This window comes from Afipia birgiae 34632, from assembly GCF_000308295.2.
Taxonomy (GTDB): Bacteria; Pseudomonadota; Alphaproteobacteria; order Rhizobiales; family Xanthobacteraceae; genus Afipia; species Afipia birgiae.
Genome location: NZ_HG326654.1, coordinates 836,740 through 862,508 on the forward strand (window position 1 = coordinate 836,740; position 25,769 = coordinate 862,508).

Annotated in this window: 29 protein-coding genes; 10 read left to right on the plus strand and 19 right to left on the minus strand. The window is 62.7% G+C overall.

Annotated features, from left to right (window positions below):
- The first annotated feature begins 3 nt into the window (after positions 1-3).
- The 4 genes from BN32_RS22655 (at position 4) to proC (ending at position 3,851) form a co-directional block, all read left to right on the plus strand.
- Positions 4-618 (plus strand): hypothetical protein, encoded by a 615-nt coding sequence (locus tag BN32_RS22655; RefSeq protein WP_019195716.1) that lies wholly within the window; start codon positions 4-6, stop codon positions 616-618.
- Between the two features lie 342 nt (positions 619-960).
- Positions 961-1,914, plus strand: coding sequence for a ribose-phosphate pyrophosphokinase (locus BN32_RS22660; protein WP_040427486.1), 954 nt, complete (start codon positions 961-963; stop codon positions 1,912-1,914).
- A gap of 432 nt (positions 1,915-2,346) precedes the next feature.
- Positions 2,347-2,847 carry a type III secretion system chaperone family protein gene (locus BN32_RS22665; RefSeq protein ID WP_019195714.1) on the plus strand — a complete coding sequence of 167 codons (501 nt, stop codon included), beginning with the start codon at positions 2,347-2,349 and terminating at the stop codon, positions 2,845-2,847.
- A 173-nt stretch (positions 2,848-3,020) separates the two neighbouring features.
- A complete protein-coding gene (proC, locus tag BN32_RS22670) occupies positions 3,021-3,851 on the plus strand; it encodes a pyrroline-5-carboxylate reductase (RefSeq protein ID WP_040427488.1) in 831 nt (276 codons plus the stop codon).
- 159 nt (positions 3,852-4,010) lie between these two features.
- Here the strand turns inward: proC and BN32_RS22675 are convergent, their stop codons facing one another.
- The 3 genes from BN32_RS22675 to BN32_RS22685 are packed head-to-tail and all read right to left on the minus strand — an operon-like array spanning position 4,011 to position 6,698.
- Entirely contained in the window at positions 4,011-5,399 is a 1,389-nt protein-coding gene (locus tag BN32_RS22675; protein ID WP_019195712.1) for an ATP-binding protein, read from the minus strand.
- Positions 5,400-5,418: 19 nt separating this feature from the next.
- The gene (locus tag BN32_RS22680; RefSeq protein ID WP_019195711.1) at positions 5,419-6,144 is read right to left on the minus strand and encodes a response regulator; all 726 of its coding nucleotides are present in this window, start codon (positions 6,142-6,144) and stop codon (positions 5,419-5,421) included.
- The gene (locus BN32_RS22685; RefSeq protein ID WP_019195710.1) at positions 6,141-6,698 is read right to left on the minus strand and encodes a MarR family winged helix-turn-helix transcriptional regulator; all 558 of its coding nucleotides are present in this window, start codon (positions 6,696-6,698) and stop codon (positions 6,141-6,143) included. The genes BN32_RS22680 and BN32_RS22685 overlap by 4 nt, the downstream gene beginning before the upstream one ends.
- 236 nt (positions 6,699-6,934) lie before the next feature.
- Between BN32_RS22685 and BN32_RS22690 the strand changes: the two genes are divergently transcribed.
- Positions 6,935-8,047 (plus strand): branched-chain amino acid aminotransferase, encoded by a 1,113-nt coding sequence (locus tag BN32_RS22690; RefSeq protein ID WP_040427253.1) that lies wholly within the window; start codon positions 6,935-6,937, stop codon positions 8,045-8,047.
- A gap of 30 nt (positions 8,048-8,077) precedes the next feature.
- Here BN32_RS22690 and BN32_RS22695 read toward each other — a convergent pair whose 3' ends face one another.
- Positions 8,078-8,992, minus strand: coding sequence for a LysR family transcriptional regulator (locus BN32_RS22695; RefSeq protein WP_019195708.1), 915 nt, complete (start codon positions 8,990-8,992; stop codon positions 8,078-8,080).
- A gap of 116 nt (positions 8,993-9,108) precedes the next feature.
- Between BN32_RS22695 and BN32_RS22700 the strand changes: the two genes are divergently transcribed.
- Together BN32_RS22700 and BN32_RS22705 are read left to right on the plus strand one after the other, a co-directional pair.
- Positions 9,109-9,978, plus strand: a complete 870-nt coding sequence (locus BN32_RS22700; protein ID WP_019195707.1) for a pirin family protein — start codon at positions 9,109-9,111, stop codon at positions 9,976-9,978.
- Positions 9,979-10,127: 149 nt separating this feature from the next.
- Positions 10,128-10,781 carry a hydrolase gene (locus tag BN32_RS22705; RefSeq protein WP_019195706.1) on the plus strand — a complete coding sequence of 218 codons (654 nt, stop codon included), beginning with the start codon at positions 10,128-10,130 and terminating at the stop codon, positions 10,779-10,781.
- Between the two features lie 41 nt (positions 10,782-10,822).
- On the opposite strand, the gene BN32_RS22710 is transcribed toward BN32_RS22705, so the two are convergent.
- The 6 genes from BN32_RS22710 to uvrC form a co-directional block, all read right to left on the minus strand.
- Positions 10,823-11,296, minus strand: a complete 474-nt coding sequence (locus tag BN32_RS22710; RefSeq protein ID WP_051488563.1) for a nucleoside deaminase — start codon at positions 11,294-11,296, stop codon at positions 10,823-10,825.
- Between the two features lie 25 nt (positions 11,297-11,321).
- The gene (prmB, locus tag BN32_RS22715) at positions 11,322-12,329 is read right to left on the minus strand and encodes a 50S ribosomal protein L3 N(5)-glutamine methyltransferase (protein ID WP_019195705.1); all 1,008 of its coding nucleotides are present in this window, start codon (positions 12,327-12,329) and stop codon (positions 11,322-11,324) included.
- Positions 12,329-12,805 carry a molybdenum cofactor biosynthesis protein MoaE gene (locus BN32_RS22720; RefSeq protein WP_019195704.1) on the minus strand — a complete coding sequence of 159 codons (477 nt, stop codon included), beginning with the start codon at positions 12,803-12,805 and terminating at the stop codon, positions 12,329-12,331. The genes prmB and BN32_RS22720 overlap by 1 nt, the downstream gene beginning before the upstream one ends.
- A gap of 88 nt (positions 12,806-12,893) precedes the next feature.
- A complete protein-coding gene (moaD, locus tag BN32_RS22725; RefSeq protein WP_019195703.1) occupies positions 12,894-13,145 on the minus strand; it encodes a molybdopterin converting factor subunit 1 in 252 nt (83 codons plus the stop codon).
- Positions 13,142-13,756 carry a CDP-diacylglycerol--glycerol-3-phosphate 3-phosphatidyltransferase gene (pgsA, locus tag BN32_RS22730; protein ID WP_019195702.1) on the minus strand — a complete coding sequence of 205 codons (615 nt, stop codon included), beginning with the start codon at positions 13,754-13,756 and terminating at the stop codon, positions 13,142-13,144. The genes moaD and pgsA overlap by 4 nt, the downstream gene beginning before the upstream one ends.
- Positions 13,757-13,844: 88 nt before the next feature.
- A complete protein-coding gene (uvrC, locus tag BN32_RS22735) occupies positions 13,845-15,914 on the minus strand; it encodes an excinuclease ABC subunit UvrC (protein WP_019195701.1) in 2,070 nt (689 codons plus the stop codon).
- Positions 15,915-16,209: 295 nt separating this feature from the next.
- On the opposite strand from uvrC, the gene BN32_RS22740 reads away from it, so the two are divergent.
- On the plus strand, positions 16,210-16,836 hold the full coding sequence (locus tag BN32_RS22740; RefSeq protein WP_019195700.1) for an outer membrane protein: 627 nt from the start codon (positions 16,210-16,212) through the stop codon (positions 16,834-16,836).
- Positions 16,837-16,919: 83 nt separating this feature from the next.
- Here the strand turns inward: BN32_RS22740 and BN32_RS22745 are convergent, their stop codons facing one another.
- The 4 genes from BN32_RS22745 to BN32_RS22760 form a co-directional block, all read right to left on the minus strand.
- Positions 16,920-17,135, minus strand: coding sequence for a cold-shock protein (locus BN32_RS22745; RefSeq protein ID WP_019195699.1), 216 nt, complete (start codon positions 17,133-17,135; stop codon positions 16,920-16,922).
- A gap of 280 nt (positions 17,136-17,415) precedes the next feature.
- Positions 17,416-18,276 carry a 23S rRNA (adenine(2030)-N(6))-methyltransferase RlmJ gene (locus tag BN32_RS22750; protein WP_019195698.1) on the minus strand — a complete coding sequence of 287 codons (861 nt, stop codon included), beginning with the start codon at positions 18,274-18,276 and terminating at the stop codon, positions 17,416-17,418.
- Positions 18,277-18,318: 42 nt separating this feature from the next.
- Entirely contained in the window at positions 18,319-19,065 is a 747-nt protein-coding gene (locus BN32_RS22755; protein WP_019195697.1) for a ribonuclease T2 family protein, read from the minus strand.
- 165 nt (positions 19,066-19,230) lie between these two features.
- Entirely contained in the window at positions 19,231-19,701 is a 471-nt protein-coding gene (locus BN32_RS22760; protein WP_019195696.1) for a hypothetical protein, read from the minus strand.
- 168 nt (positions 19,702-19,869) lie between these two features.
- Here BN32_RS22760 and BN32_RS22765 point away from each other — a divergent pair, with 168 nt between their 5' ends.
- Both BN32_RS22765 and BN32_RS22770 read left to right on the plus strand, forming a co-directional pair.
- Positions 19,870-20,169 (plus strand): hypothetical protein, encoded by a 300-nt coding sequence (locus tag BN32_RS22765; RefSeq protein ID WP_040427490.1) that lies wholly within the window; start codon positions 19,870-19,872, stop codon positions 20,167-20,169.
- 28 nt (positions 20,170-20,197) lie between these two features.
- Positions 20,198-20,722: a DUF3617 domain-containing protein gene (locus tag BN32_RS22770; protein WP_040427255.1), complete on the plus strand. Its 525-nt coding sequence runs from the start codon at positions 20,198-20,200 to the stop codon at positions 20,720-20,722.
- A gap of 42 nt (positions 20,723-20,764) precedes the next feature.
- On the opposite strand, the gene BN32_RS22775 is transcribed toward BN32_RS22770, so the two are convergent.
- From BN32_RS22775 to BN32_RS22795, 5 genes are all read right to left on the minus strand, one after another.
- Positions 20,765-20,983, minus strand: a complete 219-nt coding sequence (locus BN32_RS22775; RefSeq protein WP_019195692.1) for a hypothetical protein — start codon at positions 20,981-20,983, stop codon at positions 20,765-20,767.
- Positions 20,984-21,082: 99 nt separating this feature from the next.
- Entirely contained in the window at positions 21,083-21,478 is a 396-nt protein-coding gene (locus tag BN32_RS22780; protein WP_019195691.1) for a thioesterase family protein, read from the minus strand.
- A gap of 167 nt (positions 21,479-21,645) precedes the next feature.
- Entirely contained in the window at positions 21,646-21,846 is a 201-nt protein-coding gene (locus BN32_RS22785) for a tautomerase family protein (protein ID WP_019195690.1), read from the minus strand.
- Between the two features lie 200 nt (positions 21,847-22,046).
- Positions 22,047-23,720, minus strand: a complete 1,674-nt coding sequence (gene hisS, locus BN32_RS22790) for a histidine--tRNA ligase (RefSeq protein WP_051488583.1) — start codon at positions 23,718-23,720, stop codon at positions 22,047-22,049.
- A 262-nt stretch (positions 23,721-23,982) separates the two neighbouring features.
- On the minus strand, positions 23,983-25,767 hold the full coding sequence (locus BN32_RS22795; RefSeq protein WP_019195688.1) for a TadG family pilus assembly protein: 1,785 nt from the start codon (positions 25,765-25,767) through the stop codon (positions 23,983-23,985).
- Positions 25,768-25,769 lie beyond the last annotated feature (2 nt).

Here is a 25,769-nt window from a genome sequence, read left to right on the forward strand (position 1 = left end):
GGCATGGATTTCAAAGGGCAAACAATCACTTCGGCGGCGCGGCGGATTGCGCGGGTCCCCCTGTTGCTTGTCCTGCTGAGCCTGACGGCGGCCTGCACCACCAACGGCTCCGGCCCGGTTGCGACCACCGCCAGCTTTGGCCCCACCGTCGCCTTCGAATCCGTGGACGGGCCGCCGCCGCAGGTGTTCGACCGGCTGGTGCGCGCGCTGGAGACGGAATCCGCCGCCCGCAGCTTCACCATTGTTTCCCGCGAGGCGCAGGCCTCCTACCGGGTCCGCAGCTACCTGTCGGCACAGGTCCGGCGTGGAAAGACCAGCATCGCCTGGGTCTGGGACGTCTATGACCGGGATCAGGAACGCGCCATCCGCCTGAGCGGCGAGGAACCCGGCGGCAAGGGCGGCCGCGACGCCTGGGCCATGGCGGACGATCAGTTGATGCGCCGGATCGCGCTGGCGGGACTGAACGGCCTGAATGGTTTGATCAGCGGAGCCGGCGCTCCCTCGGAATCCCCCGCCCCGGCGGCGCCGCGGTCCGGCCCCGCCATCGCGCAAACGGACGAGAATCGGCCTGAATCGGCCTCCGAACAAATGCAGACACTGGCCTTCAGCGCCCATTAGGGATGCACGTGCCACGAGGCGCCGGTTTTTGCAGGAAAACGTACCCGAACCCTTGGCTTTGTATTGCCAGCCTTGTTCGGTCCTTGTTATCACGCGCCTGCAAAAAAGCTGGATCACCCGGTTCCCAGTGTGGTAGTTCGCACGCCCGCATCTGCCCTTGAAGCGCGCTCTATTGCGGGCGTGCGAACCAAAACCACACTGGCGTTATGATTTTCTAGTGTCCTTTCGAATCCGAAGTTCGCTAAGGAGGACACTGCAGAGTTCGAGCGAACTTCGGATTCGGGACACTAGGCTGCTGATATGTTGAAGAGCGTTTCCCCCACGTCAAAAGGAGAAGCTGCAATTTCAGCGAAGAATGGCTCCATCAAGCTGGTGGCCGGCAATTCAAACCCTGAATTGGCCGCTGAGATTTCCTCTGTCCTCGGCGTGCCGCTGACCAAGGCGAGCGTGCGCCGCTTCGCCGACATGGAAATCTTCGTCGAGATTCAGGAAAACGTCCGCGGCTCCGACGTCTTCATTATCCAGTCGACGTCGTTTCCGACCAACGACCATCTGATGGAATTGCTGATCATCACCGATGCGCTGCGCCGCGCCTCCGCGCGCCGCATCACCGCCGTGATCCCCTATTTCGGCTACGCGCGGCAGGACCGCAAGGCCGGCGGCCGCACCCCGATTTCGGCCAAGCTGGTAGCTAACATGATCACCCATGCAGGTGCGGACCGCGTCATGACGCTCGACCTGCATGCCGGCCAGATCCAGGGCTTCTTCGATATCCCGACCGACAACCTTTATGCCTCGCCGCTGATGGTGCGCGACATCAAGGACAAGTTCGACCTTGCCAAGGTGATGGTGGTGTCGCCGGACGTCGGCGGCGTGGCCCGCGCACGCGGTCTCGCCAAGCGGATCAACGCGCCACTGGCAATCGTCGACAAGCGCCGCGAACGCGCCGGCGAATCCGAAGTCATGAACGTGATCGGCGATGTCGCCGGCTACGACTGCATCCTGATCGACGATATCGTCGATTCCGGCGGCACGCTGGTGAATGCCGCCGACGCGCTGCTCAAATACGGCGCCAAGGAAGTCTCGGCCTATCTCACCCATGGCGTTCTGTCGGGCGGCGCGGTGGCGCGCATCACCTCATCGCGGCTCAAGGAACTGGTCATCACCGACTCGATCCAGCCGACTGACGCGATGCGCAAGGCTCCGAACATCCGCGTGCTATCGGTCGCCTCCCTGATTGCCGAAGCGATCGGCCGCACCGCGTCCGAAGAGTCGGTGTCGAGCCTGTTCGACTGAACGGCTCAATTTCAAAAATATTTTTTCTTCGACCTGCGCGCGCAATCAGTTCGCGCGACTCGCCTGCCGCGAATCCGATTCCGTTTTGTTCTCGTGCACGAGAGCGTCAGAACACGAAACAATCCGGCATAAGCTCATGCGCGGACTCACGAATTGACGCGTGAGCTGGCACAAACCTGGATTTGTCCTCGCTCTCGCCGCTTCCTGTTGAAGACTGACGAAATTAACCGTTTGCCTGTGGACGGGATTCGGTGCGGCGTTGCGCAGATTCCGCAAATCACCGATCAATCTTGTCACAAGGTTGCCGTTGCGGCGCACGACTCAAAAGCCGGGTCATGATCGTAAACGGAGAACTTGCAGCGACAGTCATCGCTCGTTCTTTGCGTTTCGTTCAGCGTTTCACATCCCACGCCAACTTAGGGTGAAGGCAGCATGTCCCATCTGGACATCATCACGGATTCGCGGAACAGCCCGCTGTCGGTGGTCGAAGAGATCGCGTCGACGAACGACTGGTCATTCGAACGATCGGGCCAGGACGAGATCACGATCCTGACGCAGGGTCAGTGGACCGACTATCAACTGTCCTTCACCTGGATGGGTGACATCGACGCGCTGCATCTGGCTTGCGCCTTCGACATAAAAATTCCCGAGGCACGGCGCAGCGAAGTGCAGCGCCTGATCGCCGCGATCAACGAGCAATTGTGGATCGGCCATTTCGACGTCTGGCTCACGACCGGATCGATCATGTACCGGCAGGCGCTGATCCTGCCCGGCGGCATGACCGCATCGCCCGCGCAATGCGAGCTGATGCTGGAAGGCGCGCTGCATGCCTGCGAGCGCTATTATCCGGCGCTGCAATTCGTGGTCTGGGCCGGCAAGACCGCCGCGGAGGCCATGACCGCCGCGATGTTCGATACCGCGGGTGAAGCGTAAGGCCTCTTTCATACCGAATACTCACGACTTGTAGGATGTTGTCCCGGCGAAGGCCGGGACCCATGCTCCCTGTCGTGCCAGTTGAACACGGCGTGTTGCAAATTCCCCGATTCAATGGAAAGTCGGTGGTTATGGGTCCCGGCCTTCGCCGGGACGACGCGAGTGTTATGTCGATGACCACATCTTCCGACGCGCTGAAGAATTTCACAGGCTCCCTCGTGCTCGCGGGTGCGGGCAAGATGGGCGGCGCAATGCTGTCAGGCTGGCTCGACGGGGGACTCGATGCCAAACGCGTGACGATCATCGAACCGCATCCCTCCGATGACACGCGCGGCTTCTTGGCGCGCGGTGTGCATCTCAATCCGGATATGAAAAGCATCGGCGCAGCCCATGTGCTGGTGCTGGCGGTGAAGCCGCAGATGTTTCGCGATGCCGGGCCGCAGCTGCGATCGCTGGCCGGCCCGTCCACCCTCGTGGTCTCGATCATGGCCGGGACCACCATCGCCGCCCTCACTGAGGTGTGCGGCGGCAGGGTGATCCGCGCCATGCCCAACACACCGGCCGCCATCGGACGCGGCATCACCGTTGCTGTGCCGGCCAGCGATGTAACGCCGGATCAGCGTGCGGTTGCTGACGCGCTGCTGCGCGCCACCGGCAGCGTCGAGTGGGTCGAGGATGAAGCGCTGATGGATGCGGTCACAGCCGTCTCAGGCTCAGGCCCGGCCTATGTGTTCCTGCTCGCAGAAGAACTGGCGCGCGCCGGCGTCGCGGCAGGATTGCCGGAAGCACTGGCGACCAAACTCGCGCGCGAAACTGTCGCGGGGTCAGGCGAGCTGCTGCATCGGTCCGATCTCGACAGCGCGACCTTGCGCCAGAACGTCACTTCGCCCGGCGGCACCACGGCGGCGGCGCTCGAAGTGCTGATGGGCTCCGACGGTTTCCAGCCGCTGCTGACCCGCGCAATCGCAGCGGCGACGAAACGGTCGAAGGAACTGGCGAAGTAGAGCAAGTTCGTTCAACACATGATGCTTGTCATTGCCGGGCTTGCCCGGCAATCCATCCCTTCAAAATAGCTTCTGGAAATTCGATGGACCACCGGGTCAAGCCCGGTGATGACGATGGAGTGCGCTGAAACGCTTGGCGCTACGTTGAGCCCTACGAGGCTACACCGGCACGCGCACGCGCGCCCGCAGTCCGCCAAGCGGGCTGTCGCCAAGCGTGATATCGCCGCCATGGGAGCGTGCGATGTCGCGGGCAATCGCAAGACCGAGACCTGTGCCGCCCTCGTCCTGATTGCGCGCATCGTCGAGCCGAAGGAACGGCTTGAACACCTCCTCGCGCATCTCAAGCGGAATACCCGGGCCGTCGTCGTCCACCGTTACCGTCAGATAGCGATGATCGCGATGGCCGGTGATCGAGATCGCATCACCGTGACGCGCGGCATTGGAGACGAGATTGGCAAGGCAGCGCTTGAACGCCGCAGGCTTCACGATCACCACCGGCAAGCCATGAAAGACCACCGTTGCCGCATGACCATGACGCTCCGCGTCGCTGCGCAATTCCTCCAGCGCCTGCTCCATGTCGGTCGGCTGCGCCTGCTCGCCGCTGTCGCCGCGCGCGAAGGCCAGATACGCCTCCAGCATGCCGCTCATCTCGTCGACGTCCTTGCGCATGCCCTCAACTTCCGGGCTGTCGCCGATCAGCGCCATTTCAAGCTTGAAGCGGGTCAGGATGGTGCGCAGGTCGTGACTGACGCCGGCCAGCATCGCGGTGCGCTGCTCGATGCTGCGCTCGACACGCGATTTCATTTCCATGAAGGCGAGCGCCGCGCGGCGAACCTCGCGCGCGCCGCGCGGACGGAAATCCGGCACCTCGCGGCCCTTGCCGAAACTCTCCGCGGCATCCGCCAGCCGCAGGATCGGCTTGATCTGATTGCGCAGGAACAGCACGGCGACGATCAGCAGGATCGACGACGTCCCCAGCATCCAGAAGATGAAGATTTCCGAATTCGACGCATAGGCCGCGCTGCGCTGCGCGAAAATGCGCATCACGGTATCGTCGAGCTTGATGCGGATTTCAACCAGCGATGACCGGCCGACGGTGTCGATCCAGAACGGGCGCGCGATCTGGCGGCTGAGCTGCACCGACAAAGTTTGATCCAAGAGCGAGAAAAACGGCTTCGGCCCCGGCGCCGGCATGTCGCTGACCGGGAGGAAGTCCACCACCAGCCCGAGGCGCTGCTGCGCGATCCGCTTGATCTGCGTGCGGTCCTTGTCCTGCGGGAAAGATCGATAGACGTCGATCAGCGCGGAAATGTCCTGCACCACGGCGGCGGACAGGCGCCGCGTCACCGTGTTCCAGTGCCGCTCCATGAACACGAAGGCGACCACCGACTGCAGGATGACCATCGGCACGATGATGATCAGCAGCGCGCGGGCATAGAGCCCCTTCGGCATCAGCTCCTTGAACCAGCGCCCCAGCCATTCGCTGGCGCTGGAGACACGCCGCGACGCGGTGCGGATGAAGGTGAGGCCGGTGTCGAGAGTGCTCATAGCGGCGCGTCCGGCCCGGTCACGGCGACGCCACGAGGCGATAGCCGATGCCGCGCACCGCCTGCAGGAACAGCGGATTGGCGGGATCGCGCTCGATCTTGCGCCGCAGCCGGTTGATCTGCACGTCGACCGCGCGCTCGTTGGCGCTGCCGTCACCACCGGTCAGCGCGCCGCGCGGCACCGTCTCGCCGGGCGTCGCCGCGAGAATGCGCAGCATGTCGCGCTCGCGGTCAGTGAGATGGACGATTTTCTCGCCGTCGCGCAGTTCGCCGCGCTCCAGGTGATAGACGTACGGCCCGAACGCGACCGACTCCACCGGCGGCGCGACGACCGGCGCGGCGCGCTTGAGGATATTCGCGATGCGCAGCACCAGCTCACGCGGCTCGAACGGCTTGGCCACGTAATCGTCGGCGCCGATCTGCAGCCCCTCGATCCGGCTTTCGGCTTCGTGCCGCGCGGTCAGCATGAGGATTGGCACCGCGGAAGTTACGCGGATCGAGCGTGCGAGATCGAAGCCGGTTTCTCCGGGCATCATCACGTCGAGAATCAAAAGGTCGAAATGCAGGCCGGTCAGCTTGGCGCGTGCATCCGCCGCGCTCTTGGCGGTGGTGACGCGATAGCCCTCGTTGCCGAGGAAGCGCGACAGCAGATCGCGGATCCGGCGGTCGTCATCGACCAGCAACAGATGCGGCGCGTCGTCGGCCAGCTGCTGGCGGGTTCGCTCCGGGGTTGCGATGTCGATCACCTTGCATCCTTCGCCGTCGTGCGGCCGCTTCGGAGGATTTCCTCCAGCACCTTGTCGGGATCGGTGTAGTCGATCATCCCGAGCAGAAACTGGCGCGCAGCAACGGCCCCTTCCGGGCTGATCGTCTCGAGTGCGCGGTTGATGCGCGCGGTCTGCAGTCCGGCCAGTTTCACCACAAGGGCCTCGCCCTTGGGGGTGGCAAAAAGAAGACGCTGACGCCGGTCATGGTCGCCGGCCTTCTGAACGATATAGCCCTCATCGAGCAGCTGTTTCAGGACACGCCCCAGCGACTGCTTGGTGATCCGCAGCACGTCCAGCAGGTCCGCGACCTTCAGCCCGGGGTAGCGGGTCACGAAATGCACCACGCGATGATGGGCCCGGCCGAAACCGAACTCCTCCAGCACGTGATCGGCGTCGCCGACGAAGTCCCGATAGGCGAAAAACAGCAGCTCGATGATGTCCCAGCGCTGGTCGCCGCGCGGCAAGGAACCGGCAGCCCCTTCCTTGGCGGGAGGCTGCCCTGCACCCTGCGCTTTGAAATTTACGTCAGGCATATTGACATATCTTGGGTTCAATATTACAAAAAGACCAAGCTTCACGAAATATTCGGATATTTCGCCGTCGCCGGGCCCTCGGAGTACCTGATAACTTCGGCCGGAAAAGAAGCGAATTTTTCGCCGTGCGATTGTCGGTCGACATTCCACGAAACATACTGGACTTAACCGCTCTCGACAAACGAACGAGCGCCTGCCGGCTCCTGAAAATGGGCTGGCCGATCTGGAGAAAAGCGATGGGAGTTTCGTTCGATAAAATCGATGGCGCGATGGTGCTGGAATTCGAAACGCAGCCTGCGGCCAATCCGACGTCCGAGAAGGAGCGCACGGCGAAGCTGGTTGATCCCGGCTTCGGCCGGATTTTCACCGATCACATGGCTGTGGTCCGCTACAGCCATGCGAAGGGCTGGCATGGCGCGCGCGTCGAATCCCGCGCGAATTTCGCGCTCGATCCGGCGACGGCCGTCCTTCATTACGCTCAGGAAATTTTCGAAGGCCTCAAGGCCTACAAGCGCGACGACGGCGGCGTGAACCTGTTCCGTCCCGATACCAATGCCCGGCGCTTCCGGAATTCGGCCGAACGGATGGCCATGGCGCCACTGCCCGAGCCTGTATTCATCGAAGCGGTCGAGCAGCTCGTGCGCATCGACCGCGACTGGATCCCCGGCGGCGAAGGCAGTCTCTATCTGCGGCCGTTCATGATCGCGAACGAGGTCTTCCTCGGCGTGAAGCCATCCGCGGAATACATCTTCGCCGTCATCGCATCGCCGGTCGGATCCTATTTCAAGGGCGGACCTGCACCGGTGTCGATCTGGGTGTCGGAGAACTACACGCGCGCCGCGATCGGCGGCACCGGCGCCGTCAAATGCGGCGGCAACTACGCCGCAAGCCTGCGCGCGCAGGCCGAGGCCATCGATCACGGCTGCGATCAGGTTGTTTTCCTTGATGCGGTCGAGCGCCGCTACATCGAGGAACTTGGCGGCATGAACGTCTTCTTCGTGTTCGACGACGGTTCGCTGCTGACGCCGCCGCTCGGCACGATCCTGCCGGGCATCACCCGGGATTCGATCATCGCGCTCGCGAAGGAATCCGGCACGCGCGTGCGCGAGGAGACCTACACGATCGACCAGTGGCGCGCCGACGCAGCCAGTGGAAAGCTGAAAGAGGCCTTCGCCTGCGGCACGGCGGCCGTCATCTCGCCGATCGGCAAGGTGTGTTCCGCGAGCGGCGATTTCACCATCAACGGCGGCGCTGCCGGCCCCGTCGCGATGGGACTGCGCAAGAAGCTGGTTGACATCCAGTACGGACGCGCAGCCGACCCGCACAACTGGATCAGAAAGGTCCTGTAACCGGCGGCGGAATTATTCCGCCGCTTCCTTTCACTCACTGATCGCGCGGCGTCGCGCGCCACATTCGCTCACCATGAAGTCCACCAGCGCGCGCACGGACGGAAGCAGTCCGCGGCGTGACGGGAAGACGGCGTGAATGATGCCGCTCTTGGGAGTCCATTGCGGCAGGACGTGAGTGAGCCGTCCCGCCTGGACATCCTGCCAGACCATCATTGTCGGCAGTTGCACAATGCCGACGCCCTTGATCGCGGCCTCGCGCAGCGCGGCCATATCATCCGTCACAAGCCGCGGCACATACGGGACGATGGCCGTCCTGCCGTCGGACTGTTCGAGCGACCAGCTATGTTCGCGATGCGGCGGACCCAGATCGAGACTCGGCCAGCCATGAAGATCAGCCGGGCCCTCGGGATGCTTTCGTCCCTCAAGCAATGAAGGACTGGCGACGAGACATTGCGTGCTTTCGTCGAGCCGCCGCATCACCAGTTCGGAATGTTCGAGCGGTGGAAAGCGGACCCGGATCACCACATCGAATCCTTCGCCGATCACATCCACCCGCCGGTTGGTGCTCTCAAGATGGATTTCGACGCGCGGATTCTCAATCATGAAACGCGCAATCAGTTCGCCGAACTGAAAGTTGAGCAGCGCGGTCGGGCACGCCATGCGGATCACGCCCTGCGGCTCCGAGCGGACCCGCTCGATCACCGACTGCGCGGCTTCCGCCTCGACCAGCACGGCGACGCAGCGCTCGTAATATTCCTGTCCGATCTCGGTGACCGAGAAGCGCCGCGTGGAGCGCTGGATCAGCCGAACCCCGAGCCGCTCTTCAAGCAGCGCAACCCGGCGGCTCAGTTTGGATTTCTGCATTCCCAAGGCACGGCCGGCGGCGGCGAAGCCGCCGCGGTCCACCACCTGGACGAAATAGTAGAGATCGTTGAGGTCCTGCATTGTCCTATTTATGGGACGCAGTGTGCCCATTTACAATCTTTCTGCAATATCGTCCGAAGAATACAACCTTCCCGTCAGCAATCGGGGATCGCCCCGCTGCTTCAAGGAGATCTGAGATGAAGAAGGTTCTCGGCGTTTACAGCAATCCCAACATGCACTGGGTCGGCGACGGCTTTCCGGTCCGCTCGCTGTTTTCCTATGACACGCTCGGCCGGCATGCGAGCCCGTTCCTGCTGCTCGATCAGGCTGGGCCGCACTACTTCGATCCCGCAATCAGTCCGCGTGGCGTCGGGCAGCATCCTCATCGCGGCTTTGAGACCGTGACGATCGTCTACGACGGCGAGGTCGAGCATCGCGACTCCACCGGCAACGGCGGCGTGATCGGTCCCGGCGATGTCCAGTGGATGACGGCGGCCGGAGGAATCCTGCACGAGGAGTTTCATTCGAAAGGCTTCACGCGCAGCGGCGGGCCGTTTCGCATGATGCAGCTCTGGGTGAATCTCCCCGCGAAGGACAAGATGAGCAAGCCCGGCTATCAGACCATCACCGACGGCGACATTCCTGTGGTCGATCTGCCGGGCGACGCCGGGCGGGTTCGCGTGATTGCGGGCGCCTTCGACGGCCGTAAGGGACCGGCGCGGACGTTCACGCCGATTAATCTCTGGGACGTGAGAGTGAACCGCGACGCGGCCGTCACCCTCGATCTTCCCGAGGGTCACACAACCATGCTCGTCGTTGTCTCCGGCCGGATTACCGTCAACGGTACGCAGGACGCGGGCGAAGCGGAAATGGTGCTGCTTGATCGCAACGGCAGCAGCGCGACCATTGATGCAAGCAGCGATGCCATCGTGCTGGTGCTCACAGGCGAGCCGATCAATGAACCGATCGTCGGCCACGGTCCGTTCGTCATGAACAGCGAGGCGGAAATCCGTCAGGCGATCGACGACTTCAACGCAGGTCGTTTCGGCGCGATAGCCCAAGCATAAGCCAAGCCAACATCGACTCCGGCCTGACTGACCAGGCCGGAGTCTTTTCTCAAAACATCACATCGGGGCAGAGCGCTCGCCTGCCCGACCGGCGGAGGCGTGGCCTGCGCACGGAACCCTTGCGAGCATTTGAAGAAGGAAAAACCATCATGACCAGCGAAGCCATCCGCGATCCGGTGAAGGATCATCTGCTCACGCCCCAGAACGCAGCATTCATTGTCATCGACTACCAGCCGGTTCAGGTGAACTCGATCGCCTCGATGGACAGACCACTGCTCGTGAAGAACATCGTCGGTACCGCGAAGACCGCCGTCGCCTATGGCCTTCCTATCGTCCACTCCACGGTCAACGTGAAGACCGGCCTCAACAAGCCACCGATCTCGCAGCTCCAGAAGGTGCTGGCGGACTATCCAACCTATGACCGCACCACCATCAATTCCTGGGAAGACGTCGAATTTCTCAAGGCCGTGAAGGCCACCGGCCGCAAGAAACTGATCATGACGGCGCTGTGGACCGAGGCATGCCTGACCTTCCCCGCGCTCGACGCGCTCAAGGACGGATATGAAGTCTACGTCGTGGTCGATGCCGTGGGCGGCACGTCGGTCGTCTCGCACGACATGGCGCTGCGCCGGATCGAGCAGGCCGGCGGCAAGATGATCACGCTCGTACAACTGCTCTGCGAACTTCAGCGCGACTGGAAGCGCACCGACACCGTACCGGCATTCCTCGACATCAACATCGAACTCGGCGGCACCGCCGGTTTGCAGTTCGCCTGGGACCGGGCCGAGCACACAAAGAAATAAATATGACGGGCGAGGCCGCGCAGGCCTCGCTCGCCCTGCCGTCAAACGCGCCCGAGTCTATCGGACGGCAGACGCCCACATCCTGTAGAGATCTTCCCGTCCGGACGAACGGGGAGATAGGCAACCTTCAGGGACTGCTCGGGCAGCGGCCGCGCCAATTGCGCGTAGATCGCCGCCGTCGACAGGCCGTAAGGTTCGCCGTCTTCGTTGGAATAGGCGTAGGTCACTTCGGTGACACCGGTGAGATGCATCGCTGCAAGGCACATCGGACACGGATGACCGCTGGCATAGATCGCGCAACCATCAAGCCGGGGCGAGCCGAGCGCACGACTCGCGACGCGGATGGCCTGCAGTTCGGCATGTGTGGTCGGATCGCCGGTCGCCGCGATCTCGTTGACGCCGGTCGCGATCGTCTTGCCGTCCTTCACCAGCACGGCTCCGAACGGACGGCCGCCGCGACGGACATTGTCACGCGCCAGCCCGATCGCTTCACACAAAAAGCGTTCAGCGGACATGCAGTCTCTCCCCCGTCTGTTCGGATCAGAGCGCCTCGGCCGGAAGCCAGAACACCTCGCCGTCGGACTCCTCGGTGTCGAGCCACAGCAGCGGCAGATTCGGATAGGCATCCCCCAGCACATCGCGGCCGCGGCCGATCTCGCACAGCAAGCCGCCGTCAGGCGTCAGATGATCCTTCGCCGCGTCGAGAATCCGGCGCACGATGTCGAGTCCGTCATCGCCGCCATCGAACGCAATCAGCGGCTCATGCCGGCATTCGCGCGGCAGACCCGCCATGCCTTCAGCGTCAACATAAGGCGGATTGGTGATGATGAGATCGTAGCGCGAATCGCTCACCGCATCGAACAGGTCGCCCTGATACAGTGACACGCGATCCTCAAGACCGTAATCGGCGACATTGCGCGCGGCCACCGCCAGCGCGTCCGGCGAAATATCCACCGCATCGACAGTCGCATTCGGGAAACTCTGGCACGCGAGAATCGCCAGGCACCCCGAGCCGGTGCAAAGGTCGAGCACGCGGGTGATATTGATCGGATCGTCGATCAGCGAACCGCCTTCCTCCTCGACCTCACCGCTGAAATGCGAATCCAGCAGTTCGCCGATGAAGGAGCGCGGCACGATCACCCGTTCGTCGACATAGAACGGCAGCCCGCGCATGTAGATCTTGTTGACCAGATAGGCGGCAGGTTTGCGGGTGGCGATGCGCTTGTCGATGAGCGCGAGAATTCTTGCCGCTTCATGCGAGGTGACGCGCGCATTCGCAAACATCTCGAACTGGTCCGGATGCAGATGCAGGGCCTCGCACACAAGAAAGGCTGCCTCCGCCACGGGATCGGTGGTGCCGTGGGCGAACACCACTTCGGCTTCGACGAAACGGCTGACGCCGTAGCGCATCAGGTCGAGCAGCGTTACGAGTTCGCCCGGCGCAATCTTGGGCGGTGCCGCACTCTTCAGCACCTTCTTCGCCTTTGCACGCGCAGCGCCGCGCTTTGCGGACGCCTTCACGGCCGCGGACTTTGTTTTCTTTGCCATTATTTTTTCCACCGCGCGGCTGCATTGTCGTCATGGGCCTGCGCATCGACCCAGCTTGTTGAAGAAGAATCACCACCCGCGCGTTCCTCGGATTTCCAGAACGGCGCGCTGGTCTTGAGAAAGTCCATCAGAAACTCCGCCGCCTGAAACGCCGCCTCGCGGTGAACCGAAGCCGTCAGCACCAGCACGATGTTATCGCCCGGCACCACGCGGCCATAGCGATGGATCACCGTGACGCCAGTCAGCGGCCAGCGCGTGATTGCCTCGGACACATGCCGCCCGATCTCGGCCTCGGCCATGCCGGGGTAATGTTCGAGCGTCATTGCGGCGATGGCGTCCTTGCCCTCGCCGCCCCGGCAGATTCCTGAGAAGCTCACCACCGCGCCGACGTCGTGCCGCGCCTTGGTCAGCGCCGCGATTTCCGCCGCGATGTCGAAGTCCGCGGACTGAATTCGGATTGTGACGGGCGTCGTCATAAAGCTTTTTCAGTTTTGCGCATGATCTGATCGGAAAACCGGTGCGCACTTTTCGCTAACGCGGCCGTTCCGGTCCGGATCATGCGCGTTAGCCGCCGGTCATCGGCGGAAAGAACGCGATCTCGCGGGCGCCCGCGATCACGGTATCGGGTTTGACGTGGGTATGGTCGATCGCGGCGCGGATGGTTTTCGGCGACGCGAATGCGTTGGCGTATTCCTCGCCCCGCGCCACCAGCCACTGCATCAGGTCCGCGACCGTGCGCACATCAGCCGGCGGATCGAGCGTTTCCTCGGTCTTGCCAATACGTTCGCGCACCCAAGCGAAATAGAGCACCTTCACCGGTCTTCCTCGGTCAGATGATGGATTCCCGCGCGGAGGTAATCCCATCCGGTGTAGATGGTGAGAATCGCCGAAATCCACAACAGCGTGATGCCGATCACGACGGTCGGCGGCAGGATCATTTCACCGGCTTCGCCCGCGATGAGGAAGCCGATGGCGACGAGCTGCACCGTGGTCTTCCACTTTGCCAGTTGCGACACGGGGACGCTGATGCGGATGACGGCGAGGTATTCCCGCAGGCCCGACACCAGAATCTCGCGGCACAGGATCACGATGGCCGCCCACAGCGACCAGCCGCGAATGGTTTCGTCCGCAGCCAGCATCAGCAGGCACGACGCCACCAGAAGCTTGTCTGCGATCGGGTCCAGCATCTTGCCGAGTGAGGACTGCTGGTCCCAGATCCGCGCGTAATAGCCGTCGAGAAAATCAGTGACACCGGCGGCGATGAACACGAACAGGGCCACCCAGCGCAGCCACAGCGGCGCGCCCATGATGGACTGCGCATACATGCAGCCGATCACCACCGGGATCGCGGCAATCCGGGAGTAAGTCAGGATATTGGGCAAAGACAGCGAGCGTTTTGCTGGCTTCGGGGCGGCGACACTGGTCATGGCTTTACCAATACTGCGAAAGTGCCCGCGTCAACAGCCCAGCGGGCGCATTTCGGCCAAGTGCTAGATGCGGGCAGCGGCAAGACGTTCACCCACTGCCGGGATGGAAGAAATCGAAGATTTTACGAGCACTTTCAGCGCTGACGCCCGGAACCTTACCAAGATCGGCGACCGAGGCCCGCTCGATCTCCTTCAGGGTCCCGAAATGATGCAGCAGCGCACGCTTGCGTGATGGACCGATGCCGGGGATTTCCTGCAACCCCGCCTCGCGGATGTCCTTCTTGCGCAGCTTGCGGTGCGACCCGATCACGAACCGGTGTGCCTCGTCGCGCAGCCGCTGGATGAAATACAGCACCGGATCGCGTGGCTCGAGCTTGATCGACGGCCGATCCGGCATGAACAGGGTTTCGCGTCCGGCGTCGCGGTCCGGTCCCTTGGCCACCGCAATCAGCGACACATCGGTCAGGTTCAGGCCGGTGAAAATCTCCCGCGCCGCGTTGAGCTGGCCCTGACCGCCATCGATGATGACAAGATCGGGCCATTGCGGCACGGCGTCGTCGCTCTCCTTGTCCGGCTTCTTGCCATCGGCTGCGTTGCCGATCAGCCGCTTGAAGCGGCGCTCCAGCACTTCGCGCATCATGCCGTAGTCGTCGCCCGGCGTCAGGCCTTCCGACTTGATGTTGAACTTGCGGTATTGATTCTTGAGGAAGCCTTCCGGTCCCGCGACGATCATCGCACCGACCGCGTTGGTACCCTGAATGTGACTGTTGTCGTAGACCTCGATCCGCTTCGGCACGCGCGGCAGACCAAGCGCAGTCGACAGCCCCTGCAGAAGACGGGTCTGTGTCGCGGTGTCGGCGAGCTTGCGGCCCAGCGCCTCGCGCGCATTGGTCAATGCATGCGCGACCAGCTCCTTCTTCTCGCCGCGCTGGGGCGTCGAGACCTCGACCTTGTATCCCGCCTTCACGCACAGCGCGTCCGAGAGCAGGGCCTGATCCTCGACCCGGTGGGAGAGCAGAATGAGTTTCGGCGGTGGCTTGTCGTCGTAGAATTGCGCGAGGAACGAGCCCAGCACTTCCTCCGGCGGCATCGCCTTGTCGGCGCGCGGGAAGTAGGCGCGATTGCCCCAGTTCTGTCCGGTGCGAAAGAAGAACACCTCGACGCAGGAATAGCCGCCTTCCTGATGGATCGCGAACACGTCCGCTTCCTCGACGGTGCGCGGATTGATGCCCTGCTGCGACTGGATCGCGGAGAGCGCAGCGAGACGGTCGCGATACAGCGCTGCGCGCTCGAACTCGAGTTCGTGCGACGCCTTCTCCATTTCGCCCGCGAGTTCCTGCTTCACCAGCCGCGAGCGGCCGGAAAGAAATTCATTCGCCTCGCGCACCAGTTCGGTATAGCCGGGAAAGTCGATCTCGCCGGTACAAGGACCGGAGCAACGCTTGATCTGGTACAGCAGACACGGCCGCGTCCGGCTCTCAAAGAACGAGTCGGTGCACGAACGCACCAGGAACGCGCGCTGAAGTGCGGTGATGGTGCGGTTGACCGCGCCGACCGACGCGAATGGCCCGAAGTAACGGCCGGGCCGGGTCTGCGCACCGCGATGCTTGACGATCTGCGGCGCCCAGTGATCGCCGGTGATCAGAATATAGGGAAACGACTTGTCGTCGCGCAGCTGCACGTTGAAGCGCGGACGAAGCTGCTTGATGAGGTTGGCTTCCAGCAGCAGCGCTTCGGTCTCGGTCGCCGTGGAGACCATCTCCACATTGACCGTCGCCGCGATCATGCGCGCGATGCGCGCCACCTGGCCGGTCGGGCGCGCGTAGGACGCCAGCCGTTTCTTCACGCTCTTGGCCTTGCCGACATAGAGCACGTCGTTCGCCGCATTGAGCATGCGATAGACGCCCGGTGATGTCGGCGCGAGTTTCACCGCGCGCTCGATCGCGGCGCGGCCGACCGCGAGCGTGGCTTCGCCGGCAAACTCGGCGGACTCGTCATCCTGCTCCGGAAGCCGGGCTTCGTCATCGTCCTCGGCAACGGCGATTGATGCCGGGTCGACGTCCTGTCCGCGCAGGTTCCGCGGCGACGGTTCCTGCGGAAGCGCCGTTGGCGCCGGCTGATCGGGCGGCTGTGCGGGATCGGAGGTGTCGTGATTCATGACCAGAACTTAAGAGCTAGTACCCACCTTTCGAAAGGCGGCACCAGGAGCGAATTTATCCAGCGACGCGGACGCATGACGGAACCTGAAGAGATTTGAGCCCGGCAGCACCGCACCCCGATTTGTAACACTTTCTTAAGGATGTGAATGGGGCCGCAGGCCGCCTTAACGAGTGTTTAACGTAAAACTCTCGATAAATTTTATGAAGAAAAGGTTGGCTTTCGTAACCATGCGGGGGCCGCCGCGCCATTTGGTCAAACAACGGCCACGCCGGCGCGTGCGTGAGGAGAATACGATGAAGAAGACGACTTTCGCCGCGATTGTCGCCGCGACATGCATGACCGCGTCGGCGCACGCCGCCGACATCTACGGCCGCCGCCCCTATGCGCAGCCCTACACGGTCAATCAGCCACTCGCCAATAGCTGGATCGGCCCCTACATCGGCGGCAATCTCGGCTATGGCTGGGGTGACGTTTCCAACAGCGGAGCAAAGCCGTCCGGCGTGCTCGGCGGTCTTCAGGTCGGCTACAACTGGCAGAACGGCGCATGGGTCGCCGGTATCGAGGGCGATCTCCAGCTCAATTCCTCGGACGATACGTTCGCAGCGTGGAAATTCTCCAACCCCTGGTTCGGCACCGTGCGCGGCCGCGTCGGTTATGCTTTCAACAACGTACTGCTCTACGGCACCGGCGGTCTCGCGTTCGGCGCGCTGAAAGTCGAGCGGCCCGGCGGCTTCTCCGAAAGCAACACCTCGGCTGGCTGGACGATCGGCGCAGGCGCGGAATTCGCCATCAACCAGAACTGGTCGGCCAAGATCGAGTATCTCTACGTCGATCTCAGCGAGAGGAACTTCATGATGACCGGTCTGTCGAACGGCTATCACTTCAGCACGGTCCGCCTCGGCGTCAACTACCGCTTCTGATCGGCGACGCGCAGCAACGTTCGATCAATCCCGGGCCTCGCGCCCGGGATTTTCATTTGCGGGGTTTGATCCCGGGAAATGCGTCAGGGCGAAACGACGAGATCGACCGCCTTCGGTCCCTTGCCCTTCTTGTCGGGCTCGACTTCGAAAGTGATACGCTGTCCTTCGATCAGATCCTTCAATCCCGCACGCTCGACTGCGGTGATGTGCACAAACACATCGCGTCCGCCGTCGTCAGGCTTGATGAATCCGTAACCGCGTTCGGCATTGAAGAACTTGACTATACCCGTCATGGCCATCGGGAACCCCTCCCCGCATTGCACCGCCGGCGCGCAACGCGCGTCGGCTAGGCCCGACATTCACTGCCGGAAAGCGGCGGCCTGGGAGAGCGGTCCCGCAATATGGGATGACGCTCGGGGCCTCTCGTCATTCCGCCGCGGCCATTCGCGGGCGCGGGACGTAAAAGCCGACCTTCACGACTGTAGCATAATACGGTTCCCGGCGAATTGGCCATGCCGCATTTGGGGTATTCGTGCGCACAGAATTCAGGCACATGACAACCGCCGCGCGTGCAGTGCGTCAGACCTTGACGGCTTCCACCCGGTAGCGCCCGGCGCCGCCCTGACCGAGCGGCTTCTCAAGCTCGTGCAGGATCGCCTTCAACTCCGCAGCGAGAGTCCAGGGCGGATTGACGATCAACAGACCGGCGGACACCAGTCCTGAGTCCTGCGTCTGCGGTGCGACGCTGAATTCGACGCGCAAGCATTTGGCATCACCGCTGCCGGCGTTCGCCACGCGCGCCACATGTTCCGCCAGTGAGTCGGTGGCACGGCGTTCTTTCACCGGATACCAAAGCATGTAGATGCCGGTCGGCCATTTGGCGTGAGCCGCGCTGAAGCCGTCGGCCAGCCGCTTGAATTCGTCGCGGCTTTCGAACGGCGGATCGATCAGCACCAGCCCGCGCCGCTCATTCGGCGGCACGAATGCCGGCAGTCCGGTCCAGCCGTCGAGATCGACCACACGCGCCTGCTCGTCACGGCGCAATGCGGAGATCAGTTGCTTGCGTGCGTTCGGCTCCAGTTCGCAGGCGACCAGACTGTCCTGCGGCCGCAGCAGCGCGCGTGCAATCAGCGGCGATCCGGGATAGGCGGTGAGATCGCGTTGCGGATTGAACGCGCGCACGATGTCGAGATAGGGCGCGACCAGCGCCATGACCTGCTCGGACAACCGCGCCTGCATCAGCCGCGCGATGCCGGTGCGCCATTCGCCGCCGCGTTCGGCCTCGCTGCTGGTCAGATCGTACAGCCCGGCACCGGCATGGGTATCGATCACGCGGAACGCGGCCGGCTTCTCGTGCAGATAAGTGAGGATGCGCGCCAGCACGATGTGCTTGATGACATCGGCGAAATTTCCGGCGTGGAATGCGTGACGGTAGTTCATGGCGCGACAGTTACGACATCGCGCGGCGAAAGTAACCTGCGCTTATCCCCCGCGCACCGGCGGCATCACCACCTTGTCGCGGCGGCAGGCGCGGCGATCGATCTCCTCGCAGGCGCGGAACTGCAGATCCTTGCTCATGCAGATGCGCACCTCGCTGAGACGCTTGCTGTCGCAGGTCACCGCAATGGCCGAACTGGAGAGGCCGGGATTGGCCTTGATGAAGGCCTCCTCGATGTCGGCCGGCGCAACGAGTTTTGTGTCTGTCAGTTCGAGATATTCGGCCGGAATCTTCACCGCCGCGCGCGCCTTGCGGGTGGTTTCGAAATAGGCGCGGGCGCCCAGTCCCGAACAGGTGCCGTGCTTGTCCCATTCGCTGTAGATCAGGCCCGGCGCCGGCATCAGATCGAGCATCGAGGTCATGACGTTGCGCTCGAGCCGCGGCGACGGCCGCTGGCAATAGTTCGGAAAGCCGCGGTCGTATTGCGGCCACAGGCCGTGCACGACGAAGGAAAACGGACGGCCGGCGCACTGGGTCTGGATGCCGCGGCTGGAATTGCCGCGTTCGTGCGCGGCCTGACAGAACGACGGCGACCACGACAGCGCCAGCACATAGAAGTCAAACTCGCCGGGGGCGTTCTGGCGATGATCCTGCGCCGACGCGGAGCCCGCGACGACGCCCGCCGTCACGAGGCCGAGCAGCAGGACGGCGAACCGGCGGAGCAAAAAGTCAGCGCTCAAAAATCGACATGCAAAGACAGCGGCCGACGAACCGGACCTGAAACCGAACATGGCGACGCCCCCTACCCATTCTCCGCATCCTCCGGCCAGTCACCGGGTCGCTTTCATGCGGATACATGCTGTTCAAAGCCTAGTCAGGCAAAAAGAACATTTCAAGAACAAAATCGCCGCATCCATGGCGGACGGGCGATTCGGTCACCAATCGATTTGTGAAGCTCAGGGCCGCGCGGCCTTGCAGGATGGATTGTAGGCCCAGTTACGGTCGAGGCCGACCACGCACCATTCGACACCCGAGTTGTACCCGGCGAAACCGCCATCCTCGATGATCGAATAATGCACCTGCCGCGCGCGGCCATCGTTCAGCATGGCGCTGGCAGTGCAGAAACGGCGCGGAATGCTGTCATTTGCCCAGGCCCGGAATGCGACCTCGTGGACGTTGGCGTAGCCGGTGATCACCAGGGCGGAATTCCAGAACTTGCTCTCTTTTTCAGCGAACTGATAGGAAATCGCGGCGAGCGCGTCGGCGCATTGCCCCATCTCGCCGTCGTAGCGCGGGCCGGACAGCCAGAAATTCCGCTCCAGCACGTTGGCGGCTTCGGCCGCAGGGCTCAGCGTCATCAGGCCGGCCACGGCGCCCAGCGCCACAGCCAGAGTTAGCTTTCGCAATGTCGAGAAAAGGTCGCGCATGAAGGCGGTCCGCCGAATGTTCGTTGTGCCGGAAGGTGCCGCGAAGCTGCCAGCCGGTCAAGTGCAGCGCGGCAACACTCGGCAGCCAACCCCCATCAAAACGCACGGCATTCTTTCCATGACAGCCCGGCCGCCGTATGGTGAGGGCGGATTCGAACGGAGGGCATGATGCGAGCGACTGGAACAGCGATCCTGACAGCAGTCTTGGGGACCCTTGCGCTGACGCCAGCAAGCGCGTTTTTCGACACGGTGCCGCCTTTCAAGGGCAACGACACCGGCGGCATCATTGCCTATTCGCTCTACAAGGAAGGCGTGGACATCAAGGCGCTCGCGGTCAACCACTGCGCCAGCTACGGCAAGTCGGTGAAGCTGACCGGCACCGATGCGCAGTACGGCGGCTACATTTCCTTCGCCTGTGTCTGGGTCCATCCGGGTCACCTCGACCGGCCGCTGCGCGTCGGCTACTGACGACATCCACACATCAAGGGGGCAGCCCATGCGAACGCCTTCATGTCATGTGACGGCGCTGACGCTCTGCGCCGGCATGTTCGCCCTTCCCGCGCTGGCGGGGCCGGTCGAAATGCCGAACCGCAAACCCGGCCTGTGGGAAATCAAGGTCAGCCCCGGCGCCCTGATGCCTGCAATGACCATGCAGCAATGCACCGACGCCACCACCGACAAGGACATGGCCGCCTCGTTCAGTCCGATGGCGAAGGAGATGTGCGCCAGGCAGGACATGCAGAAGACGGCGACCGGTCTCGTCATTGATTCGACCTGCACGGTCGGCGGCGTAACCTCGGTCTCGCGCACCGAAATCAATGGCGACTTCAATTCGGCCTATACGGTGAAGGTGTCCACCAAGGGTGACGGCAACCTTCCGGAATCTGTCACGATGATGGATGCGACATGGCTTGGCGCCTGCAAGGCGGACCAGAAGGCCGGTGACATTGTCATGCCCGGCGGCATGAAGATGAACATCAAGGACTTGCAGGCCATAAAGGGCATGCTGCCGAAGCAGTAAGGCCGATCTCACCTCTCCCCGTAGGAACAGGGCGAGGGAGAGCTACTTCCCGATCTTCCAGGGATCGTACTTTTCTTTCGAATCCGGGACGTTCTTCATCGCGGCCTTGGCGGCGGCTTCTTCCCGGGCCATGCGCTTTTGCGGATCCTCGCCCTTGGCCTGCTGGGAGCCTCCGCTCGTGTCGGGACGTCCCCTGCCCTGCGCATGAGCCTGCCCCGCAAACAACACAGCAGCCGCTACAGCAATCAGGACGAAACGCATTGGATATCTCCGCCGGAGGCTAACGGCCGGAAACCTAGCCTCGTTCGACGTTTCAGAACAATCAGAAATGCTCGAGATCGGGGACCGGCGCAGCCCGTCTCAGCTGACGCCGAACCGCTTTTCGAACGCCGCGATGTTGATCACCCCGCGCCGGTGGGTGCCGTCACCGATCTTGCGGGAACCGTCCCAGGCTTCGACATCGAACAACACGCTCTTGGCATCGATCTGGCGCACCCGCGACGTCACCCGCACCGTGCGTCCGACCGGCGTCGCCGCCAGATGCCGGACATTCACCTCCATGCCGACGCTGACATAGCCATCCGGCAACAGGTCGGCGATGGAGGCGGTGCTGGCCTTTTCCATGTGCAGGATCATGACCGGGGTCGCATAGACCGCCGGCATGCTCGACAGGAAGTGCTGCACCGTCATGTCATGCGCAACGGTGACGACCGTTTCGCCGGGAATGCCGACGGTGACTTTCTCAAGCACGTTCATGCCAGTGTCCTGAATCCGAAGTTCGCTTCACTTTGCAGCACCTTCCATAGCGAACTCCGGATTCAAAAGGACACTAGAAGGTATCATTCTCGTGTGGTTTTGGTTCGCAAGTCCGCGAATGAAAGTGCCGTGAACATGATGCGGACTTGCGAACCACCACACGAGGCTTACTTCGCTGCGGCCTTGCGCTCGAGGAAGGTCTTGCCGCCCTTCATCTTGTGGGTCAGCGGCGCTTCATTGATCTGCACCGTCACGACCTCTGCATCGACGCCGAGGTTCTTCACCAGCGCCTGGGTGATGTCGAGCATCACGCCCTTCTTCTGATCGTCGGTGCGTCCGGCGGCCATGTTCACGATTACCTCAGGCATGTTCGTTTCCTTTTTCTTTGCGACGCGCCGAAGTGGCGTTCATCTGCTTTCTCTTCCCCTCTCCCCTTGTGGGAGAGGGTGCCCGAGCGAAGCGAGGGCGGGTGAGGGGGGATGAACTCCGTATGTTCATACCCCTCACCCGCCTCGATCTCGTTTCACTCGATCTCGCCACCCTCTCCCACAAGGGGAGAGGGCGAAATTCACTTCCAGTTCACATTATGCCGCGTAAGCACCTTGCGCACGGCTTCGACCAGATCGCTTTCCTTCGCAGCGAACTGCGCCTCGGCCTGCTTCTGCAGATAGTCGTCGCGATTGCCGGTGTCTCCGGCAATTTCCGCGCCGATGATCAGATCCTTGATCTGCACTTCGCCCTTGGCCTTTTCGTCGCCGCCCTGAATGACGACGCACGGCGAATTGCGCCGGTCGGCATACTTGAACTGCACGCCGAGATTGTTCTTCGGATTGCCGAGATAGAGTTCGGCGCGGATGCGAGGCCCATCCGGCCTTGAAGGATCAACAAGAGAGTTGCGCAGCGTGGCAACGAATGTCTGATATTGCGCGATCTCGTTGCGATCCATCACCACGACAACCACCGGACCGAACTCCGGCGCGGTGTCGATCTTGCCGAGCAACGTCAGCGCAGCCTGCAGGCGCGAGACGCCGATGGAGAAACCGGTTGCCGGAACCGGTTCGCCGCGAAAGCGTGAGACGAGTCCGTCATAGCGACCGCCGCCGCCGACAGAGCCGAAACGGACGGGGCGGCCCTTCTCGTCCTTGGTGTCGAGCAGCAGTTCAACCTCATAGACCGGGCCGGTGTAATATTCGAGACCGCGCACGACGGAGGGATCGATGCGGATGCGCAGGCTGCCGTAGCCTGCAGCATCTACAAACTCAACGATCTGCCGCAGTTCATCCAAGCCCGCACGACCTATTGCACTGTCACCAACAAGTTCTTCAAACGATTCTATCAGCGCGGCATTGGATAGATAACGTCCGGGCAATTCGCTATTTTTCAACTCGTCTTCAAAACGAGGTAGCTTCAGAGCTTCATTAGAGCGAGATAGTAAATCTGATGGGCCATTTTTCGAGTCGGATGCGTCCGCTAGAGACCAAATTTGATCGAGAGAAAAGAAACGCAGAACGCGATCAATTTCGACTTCGTTTAAATGCGCGCCCGCCGTGAAATCCCCGGACTCATCTAGCCGTCCCTCGCCCAGCAGTTGAGTCACGCCGTTTGTTCCAAGTCGATCCAATTTATCGATCGCCCTAAGTACTAGGAGACGTCGAGCCGAGTTGTTTTCATCCGCGAGACCAATGGATTCAAGAATTCCATCGAGCACCTTGCGGTTGTTGACCTTCACCACATAGGAGCCGCGCGGAATGCCCAGCGCTTCCATCGTGTCCGCCGCCATCATGCACATCTCGGCGTCGGCGGCAGGCGATGCGCTGCCAACCGTATCTGCGTCGAACTGCATGAACTGGCGGAAGCGGCCGGGGCCGGGCTTCTCGTTGCGATAAACGTAGCCGCTGCGATAGGAGCGATACGGTTTCGGCAGCGTGTCGAAGTTTTCCGCGACATAGCGCGCCAGCGGCGCGGTCAGGTCGTAGCGCAGCGAGATCCACTGCTCGTCGTCGTCCTGAAACGAGAACACGCCTTCGTTGGGCCGGTCCTGATCGGGGAGAAACTTTCCGAGCGCGTCGGTGTATTCCATCGCCGGGGTTTCCACCGGCTCGAACCCGTAGCGCTCATAGACCTCGCGGATGGTCTCGACCATTTGACGCGTGGCGGCGATCTCGGCGGGCGTGCGGTCCACCAGCCCGCGCGGCAGGCGCGCGCGCAGTTTCTGCGGTTTTTTGGGTTTCTTGTCGGACATCTGAATCTGCATTGGCTACGTTTACTGTCTGCATATATGCAGACAGTCTCCATAGCCAGCCGCGAGTTTCGGTGAAGCGCAAGCCGCGCAGCGGAATGCCCTTTTCTCCCTCCCCCTTGTGGGGAGGGTGGCGCGTGTGAGCGAAGCGAAATACGCGCCGGGTGGGGGAACGTTCGGACAAGCTGCCCCCACCCCGGCCTCCGCTTCGCTCGGCCGACCCTCCCCACAAGGGGGAGGGATTTTACTCAACGTCCGAATGTACTCAATTCACCAGCACCGCACCGTCGCAGCGGATGCCGTTGACCCAGACATCCGCCTGACCGAGGCCGATGCCGAGGGTCTGCAACACCGAGTTCAGCAGCGTGTCGATCGAGCCGGTTGCACCGCCGATGATGCTGGCGACCAGCGCGCCGATGCCGGGGATCGGCAGGCCGAGCGGCCCGAGTTGCACGCCAAGTTGCAGATCGCCCAGCAGGCTCGACGTCAGCGACGCGGTGAACGATGTGGTGTTCACGGTCTTCCTGGTCCGCGCCTGAATGTCGGCGTAGCTGAAGCTCACGCTGGTCGGTGAGGTGTTGGCCATGGTGGCATGCGCCCGGCCCGACACCTGGATGCCCCCAAGATTGACGATGTTAGCCGCCGGCGGATTCGGCTTGGTGGAAAAATTCGTCATCATGGCCGGCGTCACGTCAGCGATCCACGCGTCCACAATGCCGGGCGAAACGCCGAGCGTCACCGACGAGGTGTTGACGTTGGGATAGCCGCACGACACCGCGTTGAGCGTCGCCGTGCCCGCCGCGACTTCGACATAGACCGGAAGATTGACCACCGATACCGCGCCCGAACCGACCAGCTGGATCTTGAGCAGGATGCGCGTCTGCGCGGTATGGACGCTCGCACCCGTGGAGCCGACGGTGATCCAGCTCGTGCCCACCGGGCGCTCGCCGACCGTCGCCTGCAGGGTGACGCCCGCGATGCCCGGCAGCGACAGGTTCACATTCGCCGCGATCTGGTTGGTGCCGTTGGCCAGCGCCGCCATGGCCGAGAGCAGATCGAGCGCCGACACGCTCGCGCCGACCTTCGGCTTCTGCCCGACGGTGAGACTGGAATAGGGCCCGACGTTGATCAGCGACGTCGGCGTGATCCGCGTGGTCAGCCCCGAAATCGACGATGACAGGCTGGAGAGCCCCGCAATCGCGCCGCTGTTGCCGGCTACGGCGCTCTGCAGCGCTGCCACAATGTCTGTCACCTTCAGGTTGCTGCTCAGCAGCGCATCGTAGGTGACGCCCGTCAGGCTCACGCGCGTCGCCAGCGCCGAGAGGAAATCGAATGCATCGACTTGCGCGCCAAGCAGCGCGTTGTAGTCCATCGCCGACAGCGACAACGTGGTGCCGAGCATCCCGCCGAGCAGCGAATTCAGCAGCCCGCCGTTGAGCGACGCCAGCCGCGAGCCGATGGCGAAGGTCGCAAGCTGCGTGGTGCTGGCGATGGCAGTTGCCTTAACGTCCCACTGGCTGTCGCCGGTCAGCACCTTGCCGAAATACAGCGGCGTCTTTGTTTTCAGGGACACACGAACCGCATTGGCAGGTGCCGCGCCCGCCACGAAGCGCTGCTGCGGCGCGAGAGACGCCTTCGCCGTGTAAACACCGGGTTCGACAGCCACGAGCGACTCCGGGGGATAGTTGTTTTTGGCGACGGTCGCCGCAGCAGCGCGGGACGCATTGGTCAGGTCGCTCGCGGCGACAATCGCCGCGAGATCGGCAGCGCTCTGGGTCCGCCGCTTGTCGGCGAAGATGGAGCCGACATCGACGCCAAGCGCCGTGCAGGCGATGACAAGCAGCAGGAAGCCCGCACCCATGATCGCGATGTTGCCACGGTCATCGGCTGCGAAGCGGCGCGTGGTTTGCCTGAGGTTTTTTGCCGTCACCCTGAGGCGGCTGCGCAGCAGCCCTCGAAGGGCGATGGCGCCTGCCGCGTATCCTTCGAGGCTCGGCGGACATGCGCCTCGCACCTCAGGATGACGAGAGACCGCGGGGCGCGCCTTCATCT

What these genes read in the sequence shown, in the direction of transcription:
- BN32_RS22750 (WP_019195698.1), bottom strand. Translation starts at nt 18,276, where the DNA reads ATGAACTACCGTCACGCATTCCACGCCGGAAATTTCGCCGATGTCATC.
- BN32_RS22720 (WP_019195704.1), bottom strand. Translation starts at nt 12,805, where the DNA reads ATGACGACGCCCGTCACAATCCGAATTCAGTCCGCGGACTTCGACATC.
- BN32_RS22665 (WP_019195714.1), top strand. Translation starts at nt 2,347, where the DNA reads ATGTCCCATCTGGACATCATCACGGATTCGCGGAACAGCCCGCTGTCG.
- BN32_RS22775 (WP_019195692.1), bottom strand. Translation starts at nt 20,983, where the DNA reads ATGCGTTTCGTCCTGATTGCTGTAGCGGCTGCTGTGTTGTTTGCGGGG.
- BN32_RS22795 (WP_019195688.1), bottom strand. Translation starts at nt 25,767, where the DNA reads ATGAAGGCGCGCCCCGCGGTCTCTCGTCATCCTGAGGTGCGAGGCGCA.
- BN32_RS22690 (WP_040427253.1), top strand. Translation starts at nt 6,935, where the DNA reads ATGGGAGTTTCGTTCGATAAAATCGATGGCGCGATGGTGCTGGAATTC.
- BN32_RS22655 (WP_019195716.1), top strand. Translation starts at nt 4, where the DNA reads ATGGATTTCAAAGGGCAAACAATCACTTCGGCGGCGCGGCGGATTGCG.
- pgsA (WP_019195702.1), bottom strand. Translation starts at nt 13,756, where the DNA reads ATGACCAGTGTCGCCGCCCCGAAGCCAGCAAAACGCTCGCTGTCTTTG.
- BN32_RS22755 (WP_019195697.1), bottom strand. Translation starts at nt 19,065, where the DNA reads ATGTTCGGTTTCAGGTCCGGTTCGTCGGCCGCTGTCTTTGCATGTCGA.
- BN32_RS22675 (WP_019195712.1), bottom strand. Translation starts at nt 5,399, where the DNA reads ATGAGCACTCTCGACACCGGCCTCACCTTCATCCGCACCGCGTCGCGG.
- prmB (WP_019195705.1), bottom strand. Translation starts at nt 12,329, where the DNA reads ATGGCAAAGAAAACAAAGTCCGCGGCCGTGAAGGCGTCCGCAAAGCGC.
- BN32_RS22780 (WP_019195691.1), bottom strand. Translation starts at nt 21,478, where the DNA reads ATGAACGTGCTTGAGAAAGTCACCGTCGGCATTCCCGGCGAAACGGTC.
- BN32_RS22745 (WP_019195699.1), bottom strand. Translation starts at nt 17,135, where the DNA reads ATGGCCATGACGGGTATAGTCAAGTTCTTCAATGCCGAACGCGGTTAC.
- uvrC (WP_019195701.1), bottom strand. Translation starts at nt 15,914, where the DNA reads ATGAATCACGACACCTCCGATCCCGCACAGCCGCCCGATCAGCCGGCG.
- BN32_RS22760 (WP_019195696.1), bottom strand. Translation starts at nt 19,701, where the DNA reads ATGCGCGACCTTTTCTCGACATTGCGAAAGCTAACTCTGGCTGTGGCG.
- BN32_RS22685 (WP_019195710.1), bottom strand. Translation starts at nt 6,698, where the DNA reads ATGCCTGACGTAAATTTCAAAGCGCAGGGTGCAGGGCAGCCTCCCGCC.
- BN32_RS22695 (WP_019195708.1), bottom strand. Translation starts at nt 8,992, where the DNA reads ATGCAGGACCTCAACGATCTCTACTATTTCGTCCAGGTGGTGGACCGC.
- BN32_RS22765 (WP_040427490.1), top strand. Translation starts at nt 19,870, where the DNA reads ATGCGAGCGACTGGAACAGCGATCCTGACAGCAGTCTTGGGGACCCTT.
- BN32_RS22785 (WP_019195690.1), bottom strand. Translation starts at nt 21,846, where the DNA reads ATGCCTGAGGTAATCGTGAACATGGCCGCCGGACGCACCGACGATCAG.
- BN32_RS22700 (WP_019195707.1), top strand. Translation starts at nt 9,109, where the DNA reads ATGAAGAAGGTTCTCGGCGTTTACAGCAATCCCAACATGCACTGGGTC.
- BN32_RS22705 (WP_019195706.1), top strand. Translation starts at nt 10,128, where the DNA reads ATGACCAGCGAAGCCATCCGCGATCCGGTGAAGGATCATCTGCTCACG.
- hisS (WP_051488583.1), bottom strand. Translation starts at nt 23,720, where the DNA reads ATGTCCGACAAGAAACCCAAAAAACCGCAGAAACTGCGCGCGCGCCTG.
- BN32_RS22710 (WP_051488563.1), bottom strand. Translation starts at nt 11,296, where the DNA reads ATGTCCGCTGAACGCTTTTTGTGTGAAGCGATCGGGCTGGCGCGTGAC.
- proC (WP_040427488.1), top strand. Translation starts at nt 3,021, where the DNA reads ATGACCACATCTTCCGACGCGCTGAAGAATTTCACAGGCTCCCTCGTG.
- BN32_RS22740 (WP_019195700.1), top strand. Translation starts at nt 16,210, where the DNA reads ATGAAGAAGACGACTTTCGCCGCGATTGTCGCCGCGACATGCATGACC.
- BN32_RS22770 (WP_040427255.1), top strand. Translation starts at nt 20,198, where the DNA reads ATGCGAACGCCTTCATGTCATGTGACGGCGCTGACGCTCTGCGCCGGC.